Source organism: Stenotrophomonas sp. yr243 (assembly GCF_900184195.1).
Lineage (GTDB): Bacteria > Pseudomonadota > Gammaproteobacteria > Xanthomonadales > Xanthomonadaceae > Stenotrophomonas > Stenotrophomonas lactitubi.
The window spans coordinates 729,042-745,368 of the sequence record NZ_FXWT01000002.1; the positions used below are offsets into that span (position 1 = coordinate 729,042).

At 64.9% G+C, this 16,327-nt stretch carries 16 protein-coding genes; 4 read left to right on the plus strand and 12 right to left on the minus strand.

The window, feature by feature from the left end:
- Positions 1-117: 117 nt before the first annotated feature.
- Complete coding sequence (locus QOL57_RS09985; protein WP_089237033.1) at positions 118-1,464, plus strand: sigma-54 dependent transcriptional regulator; 1,347 nt, start codon at positions 118-120, stop codon at positions 1,462-1,464.
- Positions 1,461-2,822 (plus strand): HAMP domain-containing sensor histidine kinase, encoded by a 1,362-nt coding sequence (locus QOL57_RS09990; RefSeq protein WP_089237035.1) that lies wholly within the window; start codon positions 1,461-1,463, stop codon positions 2,820-2,822. The genes QOL57_RS09985 and QOL57_RS09990 overlap by 4 nt, the downstream gene beginning before the upstream one ends.
- Positions 2,823-2,918: 96 nt before the next feature.
- On the opposite strand, the gene QOL57_RS09995 is transcribed toward QOL57_RS09990, so the two are convergent.
- Both QOL57_RS09995 and glmU read right to left on the minus strand, forming a co-directional pair.
- Entirely contained in the window at positions 2,919-3,461 is a 543-nt protein-coding gene (locus QOL57_RS09995) for a GNAT family N-acetyltransferase (protein WP_089237037.1), read from the minus strand.
- The gene (glmU, locus tag QOL57_RS10000; protein ID WP_089237039.1) at positions 3,430-4,797 is read right to left on the minus strand and encodes a bifunctional UDP-N-acetylglucosamine diphosphorylase/glucosamine-1-phosphate N-acetyltransferase GlmU; all 1,368 of its coding nucleotides are present in this window, start codon (positions 4,795-4,797) and stop codon (positions 3,430-3,432) included. Before glmU ends, QOL57_RS09995 begins: the two co-directional genes overlap by 32 nt.
- A gap of 164 nt (positions 4,798-4,961) precedes the next feature.
- Between glmU and QOL57_RS10005 the strand changes: the two genes are divergently transcribed.
- Entirely contained in the window at positions 4,962-5,345 is a 384-nt protein-coding gene (locus QOL57_RS10005) for a GtrA family protein (protein WP_089237041.1), read from the plus strand.
- A gap of 6 nt (positions 5,346-5,351) precedes the next feature.
- Here the strand turns inward: QOL57_RS10005 and QOL57_RS10010 are convergent, their stop codons facing one another.
- From QOL57_RS10010 to QOL57_RS10055, 10 genes are all read right to left on the minus strand, one after another.
- A complete protein-coding gene (locus tag QOL57_RS10010; RefSeq protein ID WP_089237043.1) occupies positions 5,352-7,571 on the minus strand; it encodes a hypothetical protein in 2,220 nt (739 codons plus the stop codon).
- A gap of 99 nt (positions 7,572-7,670) precedes the next feature.
- Complete coding sequence (locus tag QOL57_RS10015) at positions 7,671-8,093, minus strand: F0F1 ATP synthase subunit epsilon (RefSeq protein ID WP_025877355.1); 423 nt, start codon at positions 8,091-8,093, stop codon at positions 7,671-7,673.
- A gap of 112 nt (positions 8,094-8,205) precedes the next feature.
- Entirely contained in the window at positions 8,206-9,612 is a 1,407-nt protein-coding gene (gene atpD, locus QOL57_RS10020) for a F0F1 ATP synthase subunit beta (protein ID WP_089237045.1), read from the minus strand.
- Positions 9,613-9,650: 38 nt separating this feature from the next.
- Positions 9,651-10,514, minus strand: coding sequence for a F0F1 ATP synthase subunit gamma (gene atpG / locus QOL57_RS10025; protein ID WP_089237047.1), 864 nt, complete (start codon positions 10,512-10,514; stop codon positions 9,651-9,653).
- A 95-nt stretch (positions 10,515-10,609) separates the two neighbouring features.
- Positions 10,610-12,157 carry a F0F1 ATP synthase subunit alpha gene (gene atpA / locus QOL57_RS10030; RefSeq protein WP_089237049.1) on the minus strand — a complete coding sequence of 516 codons (1,548 nt, stop codon included), beginning with the start codon at positions 12,155-12,157 and terminating at the stop codon, positions 10,610-10,612.
- 44 nt (positions 12,158-12,201) lie between these two features.
- Entirely contained in the window at positions 12,202-12,729 is a 528-nt protein-coding gene (locus QOL57_RS10035; protein WP_089237051.1) for a F0F1 ATP synthase subunit delta, read from the minus strand.
- Between the two features lie 2 nt (positions 12,730-12,731).
- Positions 12,732-13,202 carry a F0F1 ATP synthase subunit B gene (locus QOL57_RS10040; RefSeq protein ID WP_025877365.1) on the minus strand — a complete coding sequence of 157 codons (471 nt, stop codon included), beginning with the start codon at positions 13,200-13,202 and terminating at the stop codon, positions 12,732-12,734.
- 114 nt (positions 13,203-13,316) lie between these two features.
- Entirely contained in the window at positions 13,317-13,619 is a 303-nt protein-coding gene (atpE, locus tag QOL57_RS10045) for a F0F1 ATP synthase subunit C (RefSeq protein WP_089237053.1), read from the minus strand.
- 64 nt (positions 13,620-13,683) lie between these two features.
- A complete protein-coding gene (gene atpB, locus QOL57_RS10050; RefSeq protein ID WP_089237055.1) occupies positions 13,684-14,472 on the minus strand; it encodes a F0F1 ATP synthase subunit A in 789 nt (262 codons plus the stop codon).
- 31 nt (positions 14,473-14,503) lie between these two features.
- Positions 14,504-14,836 carry a hypothetical protein gene (locus tag QOL57_RS10055; RefSeq protein ID WP_032952006.1) on the minus strand — a complete coding sequence of 111 codons (333 nt, stop codon included), beginning with the start codon at positions 14,834-14,836 and terminating at the stop codon, positions 14,504-14,506.
- 497 nt (positions 14,837-15,333) lie between these two features.
- On the opposite strand from QOL57_RS10055, the gene QOL57_RS10060 reads away from it, so the two are divergent.
- Positions 15,334-16,152 (plus strand): hypothetical protein, encoded by an 819-nt coding sequence (locus tag QOL57_RS10060; protein WP_089237057.1) that lies wholly within the window; start codon positions 15,334-15,336, stop codon positions 16,150-16,152.
- Positions 16,153-16,327: the final 175 nt, after the last annotated feature.

Consider the following 16,327-nt stretch of genomic DNA (forward strand, 5'->3'; position numbering starts at 1 on the left):
CGCCATCGGTTTGGCTATGCTTGGTGGGTGGCGCCGAAAGCTCCGGCGCCATCCACCCTTTCCCGTGCGCGGCGCCGACGCTTGCCGGCGCTTCCCCGCCCTCCCAGAAGCCGCCGAATGCCTGCGATCCTGATCATCGACGACAACGCCAGCGTGGGAACCGCGCTGGACGTGCTGTTCTCCCTGCACGACATCGACACCCTGCTGGCGCAGAGCCCGGCCGAAGGGCTGGCGCTGCTGGAGTCACAGACGGTCGACCTGGTGATCCAGGACATGAACTTCAGCGAGGACACCACCTCCGGCGAGGAAGGCGAGGCACTGTTCGCGCAGATCCGCGAACGCCACCCCGATCTGCCGGTGATCCTGCTGACTGCCTGGACCCACCTGAGCAGCGCGGTGGACCTGGTCAAGGCCGGTGCCGCCGACTATCTGGCCAAGCCGTGGGATGACCGCAAGCTGCTGACCACGGTCAACAACCTGCTGGAACTGTCCGAAGCGCGGCGCGAACTGGACCAGCGACGCCAGCGCGAGCAACGCCAGCGCCATGCACTGGAAGACAAATACGCATTGTGCGGCGCGGTGTTTGCCGACCCCGCCAGCGAGCGGGTGATCGCCCTGGCCTGCCAGGTCGCGCGCTCGGAACTGCCGGTGCTGATCACCGGCCCCAATGGCGCGGGCAAGGAGAAGATCGCGCAGATCATCCAGGCCAACTCGCTGGTGGCCAAGGGCCCGTTCGTTGCGGTGAACTGCGGCGCCCTGCCCTCCGAACTGATCGAGGCCGAACTGTTCGGTGCCGAGGCCGGCGCCTATACCGGCGCCAACAAGGCGCGCGAAGGCAAGTTCGAGGCGGCCGACGGCGGCACACTGTTCCTGGATGAAATCGGCAACCTGTCGCTGGGCGGGCAGATGAAGCTGCTGCGCGTGCTGGAGACAGGACGTTTCGAACGCCTGGGCTCCAACCGCGAACGCCAGGTCAAGGTGCGCGTGGTCAGTGCGACCAATGCCGATCTGCCGGCGATGATCCGCGAAGGTACGTTCCGCGAAGACCTTTACTACCGGCTCAACACGGTGGAACTGACGCTGCCGCCGCTGGCCGACCGCCCCGGCGACATCGTGCCGTTGGCCGAGCATTTCCTCAGCATCGGCAAGCCGCTGTCCAGCGCGGCGGCCACTGCGCTGCAACGGCACCTGTGGCCGGGCAACGTGCGCGAGCTGCGCAACGTGATCCAGCGTGCCGAACTGCTGGCCACAGGCAACCGCATCGACGTGGCCGATCTCAACCTGCCGCGTGCGCCTGCTGCACCCCGCCCGACGCCGAGCGCCGGCAATGATCCCGACCGCGCACGCATCGAAGAAGTGCTGGCGCGCAATCACGGAGTCATCGCGCAGGCGGCCAACGAGCTTGGACTGAGCCGGCAGGCGCTGTACCGGCGCATGGACCGTCACGGCATCCCGCGCGAATGAAACGACGCTCCTTCACCTTCCGCCTGTTCCTGCGCCTGCTGCCGGTGCTGGCGCTGGCTGCCGCGCTGCCGTGGCTGCTGGCCTACTGGATGGACCATGGCTGGGTGGTGACCACCGTCTCCACGGTCGTCCTGCTGTCATTGATGTGGTGGACGCTTCGCCGCGCCACCGCACCGGTGCGCTCGTTGATGCGCGCACTGTCAGGGACCACCAGCAGTTACCGCGACGGTGAGTACAACTTCGGCATCTACTGGCCCGGCAATGACGAACTGGGTGACCTGGTGCAGGCACACCGCGAACTGGGCGAGGTGCTGCGCGCACAGCGTCAGGGCCTGGTGCAGCGCGAACTGCTGCTGGACACCATGGTGCAGAACACACCAGTGGCGATGCTGCTGATCGCAGCCGGTGGCGATGGCATTTCCCGCGTGGTGTTCTCCAACCTGGCCGCACGCAAGCTGCTGCACGGCGGCTGGAAGCTGGAAGGGCAGCGCATGGAAGACGTGCTCGAGCAGCTGCCGGTGGAACTGCGCGATGCCATCGGCCGCGGCGGCGACAGCCTGTTCGCGGTGAAGTCGGAACACGAAGACGGCGTGGAGGGAGACGAGGACGACGAACAGGTCTATCACCTCTCGCGGCGCGCGTTCCAGCTCAACGGCCGCCCGCACGACCTGCTGCTGGTACGCCAGTTGACGGCTGAACTGCGCCGGCAGGAAGTACAGACCTGGAAGAAGGTGATCCGGGTGATCAGCCACGAGCTCAACAACTCGCTGGCACCCATCGCCTCGCTGGCGCACTCCGGTGGCGAACTGGTCAAGCGCGAACGCTTCGACCGGCTGCCGGAGATCTTCACCACCATTGAAGACCGCGCACGGCATCTGGAAGGCTTCATCCGGGGCTACGCGCGTTTCGCCAAGCTGCCGCAGCCGCAACTGCAGACCGTCCAGTGGGCGCCATTCCTGTCCAGCCTGTGCCAGCAGATTCCGTTCACGATGGAGCGTGAACTCGACGAAGAACTGAGCAGCCGGATCGACATCGCCCAGTTCGGCCAGGCCCTGCTCAACCTTCTGAAGAACGCGCACGAGGCCTGCGCCGAAGCAGATCCGCCGAACGACGACGTGCAGGTGCAGCTGACCCGGCTGCCGCAGTGGTTGCGGCTGGATGTGCTGGACCGGGGCAAGGGCATGAACGAGCAGGTGCTGCAGAATGCGCTGATGCCGTTCTATTCGACCAAGCGCAATGGCACCGGCCTGGGGCTGGCTCTCACCCGCGAGATCGTCGAGGCGCACGGCGGCAGGGTATCGCTGCAGAACCGCACCGACGGCGGGCTGTGTGTGTCGATCCTGTTGCCGGTGGGCTGAGCGTTCCTTCTTCGATTGATTGCTTCAAGGCGGCCCCAAGGTCAAAGGCCAGTAGATCCACGCCATGCGTGGATGCTTTTGCTTTGCTTCCAGAATTCACCCTGAAGAAAGCACTCGCCGCATCGCCACCCGCAGGTGCATCGGAAATCCCAGCGCGGCTTCCTCGACCATCAACACTCTCAGGCCCGCGCCCCACCCTGCCTCCGTCAGCACCTTGAATCCCTCGCTGACGTAGAAGGGCGCGTTCCAAGGCACATCTGACAGCGTGGTCAGCACTGCGGCACCGTAGCCACGCATCTGGGCCTCGGCCAGCGCATGGCGGAGCAGCGCGCGTCCGTAGCCACGCCGCGCGTGGCCGGGATCCACATCCATCTGCAGCACATGGAAATCACCGTCGAGCGCACCGCCCAGCAGGTAGCCGGCGACGCCGCCATCGGCGCCGTCGATGACCCACAACTGGTCACGCTGCAGTCCAGCCTGCAACACGGGGAGGTCCAGTCCATGGCCGGCGAACACCGGGTACGCCTCGTGCCCGCGCAGCAGTTCGCCCGCACGCTGTTCGATGCGGGGCAACGCGTCGAGTTCGCCGACGCGCGGCGGCCTCGGCTCAGCTTTTCCTGATGGGGCGTTGCCAGCCATCGATCGTTTCCTGGCGCGCACGAGCCACGGTCAGCTTGCCGTCCGGCGCGGTGCGGGTGATGACCGAACCTGCAGCAATCGTCGCCCCTTCACCGATCAGCACCGGCGCCACCAGCGAACTGTTGGAGCCGATGAAGGCGTTGTCGCCGATGGTGGTGGTCGACTTGTTCACACCGTCGTAGTTGCAGGTGATGGTGCCCGCACCGATGTTGACCTTGCTGCCGATCACCGCATCACCCAGGTAGGTCAGGTGATTGGCCTTGCTGCCTACCCCCAGGGTGACTTTCTTGGTTTCCACGAAGTTGCCCACGTGCACGCCGTCGGCCAGCACCGTACCCGGGCGCAGGCGCGCGAACGGGCCGATCTGGGCAGCGCCCTCGCTGACGACGCCTTCGACATCGCAGTGCGCGCGCACTTCAGTACCCGCGCCGAGGGTGACGTCCTTCAGCCGGGTGAACGGGCCGATGGTCACGCCATCGCCGAGCACCACCTTGCCTTCCAGGATCACATCGACATCGATCATCACGTCGCTGCCGACGATCACTTCACCACGGATATCGACCCGCGCCGGATCCCGCACGCGCGCGCCCTGGATGCACAGCGCGCGCACTGCGCGGCGTTGCCAGGCGCGTTCCAGCTGCGAGAGCTGCCAGGGATCGTTCGCGCCTTCCGCGTCCTGCGCATCGGCCACCAGGGCCATCTCCGCCGGAGTGAACTCGCGGGCGGCGAAGGCGAACACATCGGTCAGGTAATACTCGCCCTGTGCGTTGCTGTTGGACAGCTGTGACAGCCAACGGCGCAGCGCGGTCGACTCGGCGGTGATGATGCCGGTGTTGATGATGCGCACCCGGCGCTGTTCTTCATCGGCGTCCTTCTGTTCGACGATCGCCCCCACCTTGCCTTCAGCATCGCGCAGCACGCGACCATAGCCGGTGGGATCCTCGACATCGGCCACCAGCACGGCCAGCCGGCCCGGCTGGGCCAGCAGGTCGCGCAGGGTCTGCGCACGGATCAACGGCACATCGCCATACAGCACCAGCACCTGTGCGGCGTCGGGCACCTCCGGCATGGCCTGGGCCACGGCGTGGCCAGTACCCAGCTGCTGCACTTGTTCCGCCCACAACAGGTCCGGCTGGTCAGCGAAGTAGTGCCGCACCTGGTCCCCGCCGTGGCCGTACACCACGTGGATGGCAGCCGGCTGCAGTTCGCGCGCCGTGGCGATCACATGCGCCAGCATCGGCTTGCCGGCGATCGGCTGCAGTACCTTGGGCAGCACCGATTTCATGCGCTTGCCGGCGCCAGCGGCGAGGATGATGACGTGCAGGGGTTGGGTCATGGAGAGAGGGGCCACGCAGCGGCGGCAATCTGAGGACTGACTGATAGGATAGCCGAGCTCTTTACCCGCCTGACGTGAACCGTGCGCTCCCTGAAGGAACGAATCCTCGATCTACTGCCCTGGATGGGCCCGCTGCTGCTCGACGGCATCGGGAAACCACGGCAATGACCCTCGTCCGCCAGGGCAGCTCATACATCGTCATCGGCCTGGTGCAGCTGCTGCTGGACTGGCTGGTGTTCGTGGGCAGCACCGCGCTCGGGCTGCCCGTTGCCCCTGCCAACATCCTCGGCCGTCTGGCCGGCATGCTGCTCGGCTTCTGGCTCAACGGCCGCTATACCTTTGCTGCCGCCGGCCAACAGCGTCTGGGCTGGAAGCGCTTCGCACGCTTCCTCCTGCTTTGGACGCTGCTCACAGCGGCCAGCACGCTGCTGGTGACGGCAGCCGACCATGCGCTGGGGCTGCAGTACGCATGGCTTGCCAAGCCGCTGGTGGAAGGCTGCCTGGCGCTGGTGTCGTTCATTCTGCTGCGGCACGTGGTGTACCGCTGACCGGATTCATTGAAGGCCAGCGTCGCCGGCCAGACGCTTGCTCAATCCCTCGCGCCACAACTGCAACGGGCTGTAGCGCAACTGCACCCGATGGCGGCCTGCCGGCACGCACAGCGTATGGAACAGGCCATTGCCACGCAGCACTGGCAGTACGGTGCCATCTTCCAGGCGGGCCTGCCAGCCACGGGCGGTCACCTCGTTGACCACGACCCACGCGGCGCGGTCGGCGTCCACCATGAGCTCGATCCGGCCAGGCTGATAGTGCTGCACCCGGATGTCGGCCTCACCGGCATCCTGCTCCGGGCATGCGGCGCTGGCCATGGTTGGCAACCAGAACTGCCGGCTGAAATCGGTCTGGTTGAATTCAACCGCCGGGGGCAGACGCGCATCATGGCGTCGAACGTTTCGAGGATTGAGCACGCGCGGCAGCACGCTGTCGCGTCGTGCGAGCTCCACCTGGTCACCCTGCCCGCCGGAACCCGGGAACGGATCCTGAGCCAACAGCCAGCGCACACCCAGCAGATCGTACAAAGGTGCTGTCGTGTCCGGGGCCCAGGCCGTCGGCAGCTTCTGCTGGAACGTGTCCACCGGCTCACCCGGCATGCCGGTCATCTGCAGGTAGTCGTTGGCCAGCAGCGGGTTGTAACCGTTTGCCAATGCGATCGCATGGACCGCAGCCCCGTTGGTGAGTCCACCGATACCGAAGACCACGGCGCGCTCGGGCAATCCGGGTTGCCGCTCGGCCGCGAGCAGCGCGTAAGCGCGCTGCGCAGGTCCAGCACGGTCCGCAGTCAGTACCGACTTGGTGCCGCTGCCAGCGTTGAAGCTGGTTCCCACGTTGAACATCAGCAGGTCGAACAGCACCAACGCGAACAGCCAGCGCACAGGTGCCCGGTAGCGGCGCAGCAGCAGCACCGCCGCGCTCCCCAGCGCCGCGCTGATGCCGAGCCAGGCAAAGGCCAGCAGATGACCGTGTTCGATCGCCATCCATGAACTGGAGGCAGTCAGCAACACGACGGCAGCCACTGACGTCCACGGCAACCGCAACGGGCCTCGCTGCAATGCAACCTGCAAGGCGTTGGCACCCAGCCAAGCTGCTGCGGGAAGGGTGAGGAACAACGCATCTGCAGGCCGCCGGAACAGATCCAGGCCGGGCAGCCAGGTGAACAACCACGCGAACAGTGGCGTCGCCCCACCCAGCGCGATCAGGACTGTCAGGATCACCACTCCCAGCGCGATGCGGGTCGCAGCGGGTTTGCGCCGCAGCACTTCACCGCCCCATCCCAGCCAGAGCGCCATCGGCACCGCGCCCAGATAGAGGTAATCGGCGCTGATGTCACCAAAGGCCCAGCTGTCACCGCGCCCCTGCGAGAACACGTTGCCGGACAGAAGCGTGGCCAGGGTCTGCCAGTGGATGGCCCCCGGCAATGCAGCCTCCAATGACAGACCATCGCGATTGGTCTCGCCCAGCCACGCCAGCGTGGACAACCACTGCGGCGCACTGATCGCGCCCGCGAGCAAGGCGACAAGGCCGAACCGCAGCAGCATTCGCACGTGCTGGCCCTTCGCCAGCACAACCGCACCCACGGCATGGATCGCGCAGGCGAGGATGATGAAATAGGTGACCTGGGTCAGCTGCAGCGCACACAGACCGCCGGCGACGCCCGCCAGCGCGACGTCACGCGCCCGTCCATGGCGGCGGACCTGCTCCATGCCCAGCCAGAGCCATGGCAGCAGGCTGTAACTGACGATCATCGGTGTGTGCTGGAGGCGCGATGCGGCCACCCCTCCGAACATCAACACCAGGGCGAACAGCAGCTGCGCCGGTGGCGGCATCCCCTGCGCGCGCCCCAGCCGCAATGCACCAAAGCCACCTGCCAGCACATGCAGCAGCACGACCACCGTGAACAGGTGCAACGAGGTCGGTGCCAGCAGCATCGGCAGCAGCATGCTCGGCTGCAACGTCATCATCTGCGGATCCGCCAGCTGCGGATAGCCGCCGTACAGATACGGATTCCACCACGGCGCCTGCAGATGACGCAGTTGTTCAGCGCTGAAACTGACCGCGGGGAAGAACTGCTGCACGGCATCGAACGGAATGGTCTTGATGCCCATCAGCCATGGCAGGCAGAGCACGATCCAGGCAGTCAGGAACATGCCTTCCGGTGTGCGCCAGCGGCGTTGCCAGCTGCCCATGTCCTGCGACGCTGTCGATGACTGCTGCATTCCCTGCCTCCGTGGAAAACAAACAAAAACGCCGGCATGGTAGCCGGCGTTCCTGCACTCACCCATGCCTTGCAGGCAGAGGTGTCACCTCGGCACGGTTCAGTGCTTGAGGGTCTTGCGCAGGCGCTCCAGCGCCTGCAGCTGGACAACGGCTTCGGCCAGCTTCTGCTGGGCTTCGGCCACTTCCATCGCTTCGCCGCGGTTGGCCAGGATGCGCTCGGCTTCTTCCTTGGCCTTGCGGACCGAGGCTTCGTCGATGTCCTGTGCGCGGATCGCGGTGTCGGCCAGCACGGTCACCACCTGCGGCTGCACTTCCAGGATGCCGCCGGAAATGGCGAAATCCAGCTGCTCGCCACTCGGCGTGGTCACTACCACCTTGCCCGGCTTCAGGCGGGTGATCAGCGGTGCGTGCTTGGGCGCGATGCCCAGTTCGCCCAGCTCACCGGTGGCCACGACCAGGGTCGCTTCGCCACGGAAGATTTCCTGCTCGGCGCTGACGATGTCGCAACGGATGGTGCTCATGTAACTCTCTTCGCTAGGGGGCGGGTCGAACCCACCGCAGGGATTCCGCAGCGGTGGGCGCAGGCCCACCCCGTGTCACGGTCGGGACGGGCATGTGCCCGTCCCCGCCGCATCAGGCCTTCTCGGCCATCTTCTTGGCCTTCTCGACCGCTTCTTCGATGCTGCCGACCATGTAGAACGCCTGCTCCGGCAGGTGGTCGTACTCGCCATCGACGATGGCCTTGAAGCCACGGATCGTGTCCTTCAGCGACACGTACTTGCCCGGCGAGCCGGTGAACACCTCGGCCACGTGGAACGGCTGGCTGAAGAAGCGCTCGATCTTGCGGGCGCGCGACACGGCCTGCTTGTCTTCTTCGGACAGTTCGTCCATGCCCAGGATGGCGATGATGTCCTTCAGTTCCTTGTACTTCTGCAGGGTCTGCTGGACGCGCTGGGCGGTGTCGTAGTGCTCGTGGCCGATGACCAGCGGGTCCATCTGGCGGCTGGTGGAATCCAGCGGATCGACCGCCGGGTAGATACCCAGCGAAGCGATCGAACGCGACAGGGTCACGGTCGAGTCAAGGTGGGCGAAGGTGGTCGCCGGCGACGGATCGGTCAAGTCATCGGCCGGCACGTAGACGGCCTGGATCGAGGTGATCGAACCATTCTTGGTCGAGGTGATGCGCTCCTGCAGGACGCCCATTTCCTCCGCCAGGGTCGGCTGATAGCCCACTGCCGACGGCATACGACCCAGCAGTGCCGACACTTCGGTACCGGCCAGGGTGTAGCGGTAGATGTTGTCGACGAACAGCAGCACGTCCTTGCCCTTGCCGTTCTCGTCCTTCTCGTCGCGGAAGTACTCGGCCATGGTCAGGCCGGTCAGGGCGACGCGCAGACGGTTGCCCGGCGGCTCGTTCATCTGGCCGTACACCATCGCGACCTTGTCCAGGACGTTGGAGTCCTTCATCTCGTGGTAGAAGTCGTTGCCCTCACGGGTACGCTCACCCACGCCGGCGAACACGGACAGACCGCTGTGCGCCTTGGCGATGTTGTTGATCAGTTCCATCATGTTGACGGTCTTGCCGACGCCGGCGCCGCCGAACAGGCCGACCTTGCCGCCCTTGGCGAACGGGCACATCAGGTCGATGACCTTGATGCCGGTTTCCAGCAGCTCGGTGGCCGGGGACTGGTCTTCGTACGACGGAGCAGCGCGGTGGATTTCCCAGGTGTCGCTGGCGGCGACCGGACCGGCTTCGTCGATCGGACGGCCGAGCACGTCCATGATGCGACCCAGGGTGCCAGCGCCGACCGGCACGGAAATGCCGCGCTCGGTGTTGGTGGCCACCAGGTTGCGCTTCAGGCCATCGGTGGAGCCCAGCGCGATGCAGCGGACCACGCCGTCACCGAGCTGCTGCTGCACTTCCAGGGTGATTTCGGTGTTGTCCACCTTCAGCGCGTGGTACACCTTCGGCACCGACTCGCGGGGGAATTCGACGTCGACGACGGCGCCGATGATCTGAACGATCTTGCCCTGACTCATTGCTGCATCCTCTAAATGTGTGCTTTTAACGAACGCGGTCAGACTGCTGCCGCGCCGCCGACGATTTCGGAGATTTCCTGGGTGATCGCTGCCTGGCGGGCCTTGTTGTAGACCAGCTGCAGGGTTCCGATCAGCTTGTTGGCGTTGTCACTGGCCGACTTCATCGCCACCATGCGCGCGGCATGCTCGGAAGCGACGTTTTCCAGCAGCGCCTGGTACACCAGCGACTCGATGTAACGCGTCATCACGTGCTCAAGCACGGTCGCGGCATCGGGTTCGTACAGGTAGTCCCAGTCGTGGTGCGCAACCTGCTTCTCGGCGGCCGGCAGCGGCAGCAGCTGATCGAAGCTGGCCTTCTGCACCATCGTGTTGACGAAGCGGTTGTAGACCAGATACACGCGGTCGACCTTGCCTTCGGTGAAGGCGTCGAGCATGACCTTGATCACACCGATCAGCGATTCCAGCTTCGGCGTATCGCCGATGTGGGTCACCGTGCCGACCATGTTCACCTTGACCCGGCGGAAGAAGGTCGATGCCTTCTGGCCGATGGTCACCAGGTCCACTTCGGCGCCCTTGTCCTGCCAGGCCTTGGCTTCGCCAAGCATCTTGCGGAACAGGTTGTTGTTGAGGCCGCCGGCCAGACCGCGATCGGAGGAGATCACGATGAAACCGACCCGCTTGACCTGCTCACGCTCGACCAGGAACGGATGCTGGTAGTCGGTGCTGGCCTGCGCCAGGTGGCCGATCACCTGCTTCATCGCCTGCGCGTACGGACGCGAGGTCTTCATCCGATCCTGCGCCTTGCGGATCTTGGAGGCCGAGACCATTTCCAGGGCGCGCGTCACCTTGCGGGTGTTCTGCACGCTCTTGATCTTGGTTTTGATTTCGCGTCCGCTTGCCATCTTTTATTCCCGTGGCGCGGGGCCTGGGCCCCGCGTTGTTCAACCGTTTGATCGTCTGGTCCAGCGGAGCATCGCTCCGCTCTACAGGACCTCGATTACCAGCTGCCGGTGGTCTTGAACTCGACGATGCCCTTCTTGAAGGCACCTTCGATGTCGTTGTCCCAACCGCCGGTGGCGTTGACCTTGCCGATCAGCTCGCCCTGGGTGTTGGCGAAGTGCGCGTGCAGGCCTTCTTCGAACGCCAGCAGCTTGCTGACCGGCACGTCGTCGAGGTAACCCTCGTTGACGGCGTAGATCGACAGCGCCTGGTTGGCGATCGACATCGGCGCGTACTGCTTCTGCTTCATCAGCTCGGTGACGCGCTGACCGCGCTCCAGCTGCTTGCGGGTGGCTTCGTCCAGGTCCGAGGCGAACTGCGCGAACGCAGCCAGCTCGCGGTACTGGGCCAGCGAGATACGGATACCGCCAGACAGCTTCTTGATGATCTTGGTCTGCGCCGAACCACCGACGCGCGACACCGAGATACCGGCGTTCACGGCCGGGCGGATGCCCGCATTGAACAGATCGGTTTCCAGGAAGATCTGGCCGTCGGTGATCGAGATCACGTTGGTCGGAACGAACGCGGAGACGTCGCCGGCCTGGGTTTCGATGATCGGCAGCGCGGTCAGCGAGCCGGTCTTGCCGGTGACCTTGCCTTCGGTGAACTTCTCGACATATTCCTCGGACACGCGGGCAGCGCGCTCGAGCAGACGGGAGTGCAGGTAGAACACGTCACCCGGGTAGGCTTCACGGCCCGGCGGGCGCTTCAGCAGCAGCGAGATCTGGCGGTAGGCCACGGCCTGCTTGGACAGATCGTCGTACACGATCAGCGCGTCTTCGCCGCGGTCCATGAAGTACTCGCCCATGGTGCAGCCCGAGTAGGCGCTGATGTACTGCATCGCGGCCGATTCGGACGCAGTGGCAGCCACCACGATGGTGTGCGCCAGGGCGCCGTTCTCTTCCAGCTTGCGCACGATGTTGGCAACGGTCGAGGCCTTCTGGCCGATCGCTACGTACACGCACTTGATGCCGGTGCCCTTCTGGTTGATCACCGCATCGATGGCCAGCGCGGTCTTGCCGGTCTGGCGGTCACCGATGACCAGCTCGCGCTGGCCACGGCCGATCGGGATCATCGAGTCGACCGACTTGTAACCGGTCTGCACCGGCTGGTCGACCGACTTGCGCCAGATCACGCCCGGAGCAACGCGCTCCACCGGAGCGGTCAGGTCGGTGCCCAGCGGGCCCTTGCCGTCGATCGGCTCGCCGAGTGCGTTGACGACGCGGCCCAGCAGTTCCGGACCGACCGGCACTTCCAGGATGCGGCCGGTGGTCTTGGCGACGTCACCTTCGCGCACTTTCTCGTAGCCACCCAGGACCACGGCGCCGACCGAGTCGCGCTCCAGGTTCAGGGCCAGGGCGAAGGTGTTGTTCGGCAGTTCGATCATTTCGCCCTGCATCACGTCGGCCAGACCGAAGATGCGCACGATGCCGTCGGACACGCTGGTCACGGTGCCTTCGTTGCGCGATTCCGCGGCCAGCTTGACCTTCTCGATGCGGTTCTTGATCAGTTCGCTGATTTCGGAGGGGTTGAGCGTGGTTGCCATCGTCAAGTCCTAGTGCCGGCAGCGGGGCCGGACGTTAAATGAATTCAGTTAGCGAGCGCGGTCTGCAGACGGGCCAGCTTGCCCTTCAGCGAACCATCGATGACCACGTCGCCGGCGTCGATCACAGCGCCGCCGATCAGCGAGGCGTCGACCGCAGTAGCCACTTCGACCTCGCGGTTGAAGCGCTTGCGCAGCGCGGCCTTGATCGCGTCCAGCTCGGCAACCGACAGCTCGGCCGCGGAGGTCACCGTGGCCTTGACCACGTGCTCGGCCTCGGCGCGCAGCGCGTCGAACATGCCAGCGATTTCCGGCAGCAGCGGCAGACGATGCGATTCGGCAAGCACAGCCAGGAAGCGCGAGTAGGTCTCGCCGCGGGACTCCGGCGCCAGCAGGGCGACGGCGTCATCGCGACCCAGCTCCGGGTTGGCGAGCAGGGCCGCCACGCGCGGGTCGGCGGCGACGTGGGCGGAGAACGCCAAAGCGTCCGACCACGGCGCGAACGCGCCTTCGTCACGCGCGGTCGCGAAGGCGGCGCGGGCGTACGGGCGGGCAAGCGTGAGGGCCTGGCTCATCCTTAAATCTCCGAGGCCAGCTCGTCGAGCAGCGCCTTGTGGGCGTTGGCGTCGATTTCGCGCTTGAGCAGCTTTTCGGCACCGGTCACGGCCAGCGCGGACACCTGCTTGCGCAGATCTTCACGGGCACGGTTGGCGGCGGCGTCGATTTCGGCCTGGGCCAGGTCCTTCTGACGGGTGGCTTCGGCAACAGCTTCGTTGCGGGCCGCGTCGACGATCTGGTTGGCACGCGCGTGGGCCTGGTCGATGATCTCGTTGGCCTTGGTGCGGGCTTCCTTCAGCGCTTCATTGACCTTGTCCTGCGCCTGGGCCAGATCTTTCTGGCTGCGGTCGGCAGCAGCGAGGCCTTCAGCGATCTTCTGCTGGCGCTCTTCGATCGCGTTCATCAGCGGCGGCCAGATCTTGGTCGCGATGAGCCAGATCAGGGCGGCAAAGGCCAGGGCCTGGGCGATGAGGGTAAAACCGATATCCATGGGGTTCGCTCAGTCGGTTGTGACGGGATGGATGCGCCGCCACACGGGCGGCGCCTCCGAACCTTCATCCGCGACCAGGCGCCTGCGGCGCCCGGTCGTTTCGCTTTCGCTGGATCAGCCAGCGATTGCCGGCAGGCGCGAGACGAACTCGCCGACCATCGGGTTGGCGAAGGCGAACAGCAGGCCAACGGCGACCGAGATGATGAAGGCGGCGTCGATCAGGCCGGCGGTGATGAACATGCGGACCTGCAGGACCGGGATCAGTTCCGGCTGGCGCGCGGCCGACTCCAGGAACTTACCGGCCATGATGGCCAGACCCAGACCGGCGCCCAGCGCGGCCAGGCCGATCATGATGCCGACGGCGAGGACGGTGGAGCTCTGAACTTGGGCGAGATTGGTCAGGACGGCGAAGTACATGGTTTTCTCCAGGAACTTGATTGCTAAGGGTTTAGAAACAAACGGATGAAGGGTGAAGCGAAACTCAGTGAGCGTCTTCCGACAGGCTCAGGTACACGATGGACAGCATCATGAAGATGAAGGCCTGCAGCGGAATCACCAGAAGGTGGAACAGCATCCAGCCGAAGCCGGCGAACGCGCCTGCAAACATGCCGGCGATACCTGCACCGCCCAGCACCCAGATCAGCAGGAACACGATTTCACCGCCGAACATGTTGCCGAACAGTCGCATCGCCAGCGAGATCGGCTTGCTCAGCCACTCGACGATGTTCAGGATCAGGTTGAACGGCATCATCCACTTGCCAAACGGTGCGGTCAGGAATTCCTTGGCGAAACCGCCAAAGCCCTTAGCGCGCAGCGCGAAGAACAGCATCAGGAAGAACACGCTGATCGACATGCCCAAGGTGGCATTGACGTCAGCGGTGGGGACCGGCTTCCAGTACGGCACGCCCATCAGTTCGAGCGGCTTGGCGATGAAGTCGGCCGGGATCATCTTGATGAGGTTCATCAGGAGGATCCAGAAGAAGATCGTGATCGCGATCGGGGTCACCAGCTTGCTGGTGCCGTGGTAGGTGTCCTTGGCCTGGCGGTCAACGAACTCCAGGCAGATCTCGACGAACGCCTGCCACTTGCCCGGCACGCCGGAGGTGGCCTTGCGGGTGCCGAGCCAGAAGGCGACGACCATCACCAGGCCCATCAGCAGCGAGGTCACCAGCGTGTCCACGTGGATTGCCCACGGAGAGCCATGACCTGCCGTCAGATTGTGCAGGTGATGCTGGATGTAGGAGGTGGGTGTAAGCGCCTCGCCTGCCATGTGTCCGGAACCTTAAGTTAAATGAATTCGATTAGCGCCTGGCCATGGCCAGGACCTGGAACATCAGCCCGACGGCGATACCGGCCAACAGCGCCAATGCAGGCAGCTTGAAGACCAGGAACCCCACCATCAGGACACCAAAAACGAGCGCCCACTTGGCCACGATCGCAACGATCAGGCGCGCCATGGCCGAACCGGCCCCCAGCGCACCACCACCCAATGCCATCCGTGCCGCCACCCAACCACCGGCCGAAACCGCCACGCCGGATGCCAGGGCACCAAGGGCATATTTCGGCCCTACCAGCAGGAAGGCCAGAGCCAGGACAGCCACTGCGGCCAGCGGATAGACCGCGGCGCGCAGCATCAGTCGCCGACCCGCTTCTACGGAGTTCAGCACAGGACGTCCCGCGTGGTTACAAGTGGATGGCTGAGGCGACTACAGCAGGGGGGCCTCATCGAGCCGCCAAATTATAGCAATGGGACAATTTGCGAGACAACCGGTCCCTGTTCATATCGGAACAGCGCAAGTTGCGGTAAGGGCTGCGGATTTGCAGCCCACCACGGGGACAATGACATCTGCGCAATGTTGCGGCGCAGCGTATTCAACTTTGGTCGCAGGCGATGGAACTTTCCGCCGACGGCGATGGTCCGATCCTGCGACCTGCCTGCAGCTACCTCGTCGACGCTTCGCCTGCAGGTCCCCATGATGGCCCCGAAGCGCCGCTCCGGGGCCATCTTTTTCGCACGGCAGCGACAGCGCTGAACCGTCCACACCGCGTGGACCATACGTTCACGCATGGTGGACAGCGACGTCCGGCAAAGTGGCCTTCATTCCGATGAACCACTGCAAGGACTCTTTCGATGCGCTCCGTCCCCACCCTGCTCGCCCTCTCGCTTCTCGCCGCCGGCGCGTCGTTCGCCTCCGCCGCCCATGCCGCCGAAGGCGATGACCGCTTCGCCCTGCGCCTGGGTGCGATGAACATCGACTCGGACAACACTCTGCGCGGCAATACCAATGTCGCCGGCCAGGACATCGGCTTCTCCGAGGACTTCAAGCTGGGTGGCAAGGAATGGGAGCCGCGTATCGACGGCATGTTCCGCATCAGCAACCGCCAGCGCCTGCTGTTCAACTACTTCAAGTACGACAAGGACCGCCGCGAGACGCTCGGCCAGGATATTTCCTTCGGCAACGTCAACGTGCCGGCCGACAGCTTCGTCAAGGCCGAGCTGAAATACCAGGTGGCCAGCCTGGTGTATGACTACTCGGTGGTGGACACCGAGAAGTTCGACCTCGGCCTGCAGCTGGGTGCCGAGTACGCGAAGGTCAGCACCAAGGGCTACGCTGACCTGGGCACGGTGTACGAAGGCCAGTTCCTGGACGAGAAGACCGACGGTGTTGCGCCGGTGGTCGGTGCACGCCTGAGCTTCACCCCGTCCGAAAAGTGGATGATCACGCTGCAGGGCCAGTACCTCAACACGCGCTGGGGCAGCTTCGACGACTACAAGGGTGACCTCAGCCGCGCCAACGCGATCGTCGATTATCGCTTCACCGACAACTTCGGCGTGTTCGCCGGCTACGACTGGTTCAAGCTGGATGCGGACAAGAAGGGCAGCGACGGCACCATCGGCCTGAAGCAGGAATTCAAGGGCCCGGTGGCCGGTATCAGCGTCACCTTCTAAGCCCTGCGCCTCTTCCACAACGCTCTCTCCTGACGCGGCCTCCGGAACATCGGGGGCCGCGTTTTTTGTGCTGTTGTTCCGTGCAGGGGCAAGAGCAGGTTGGTCGAGCGCTGGAGGGAGAGGGGGCTGGGTGCGAATGTCCCCCGGCGCCGGCCTGCGGCCGTCACCTCCTCCT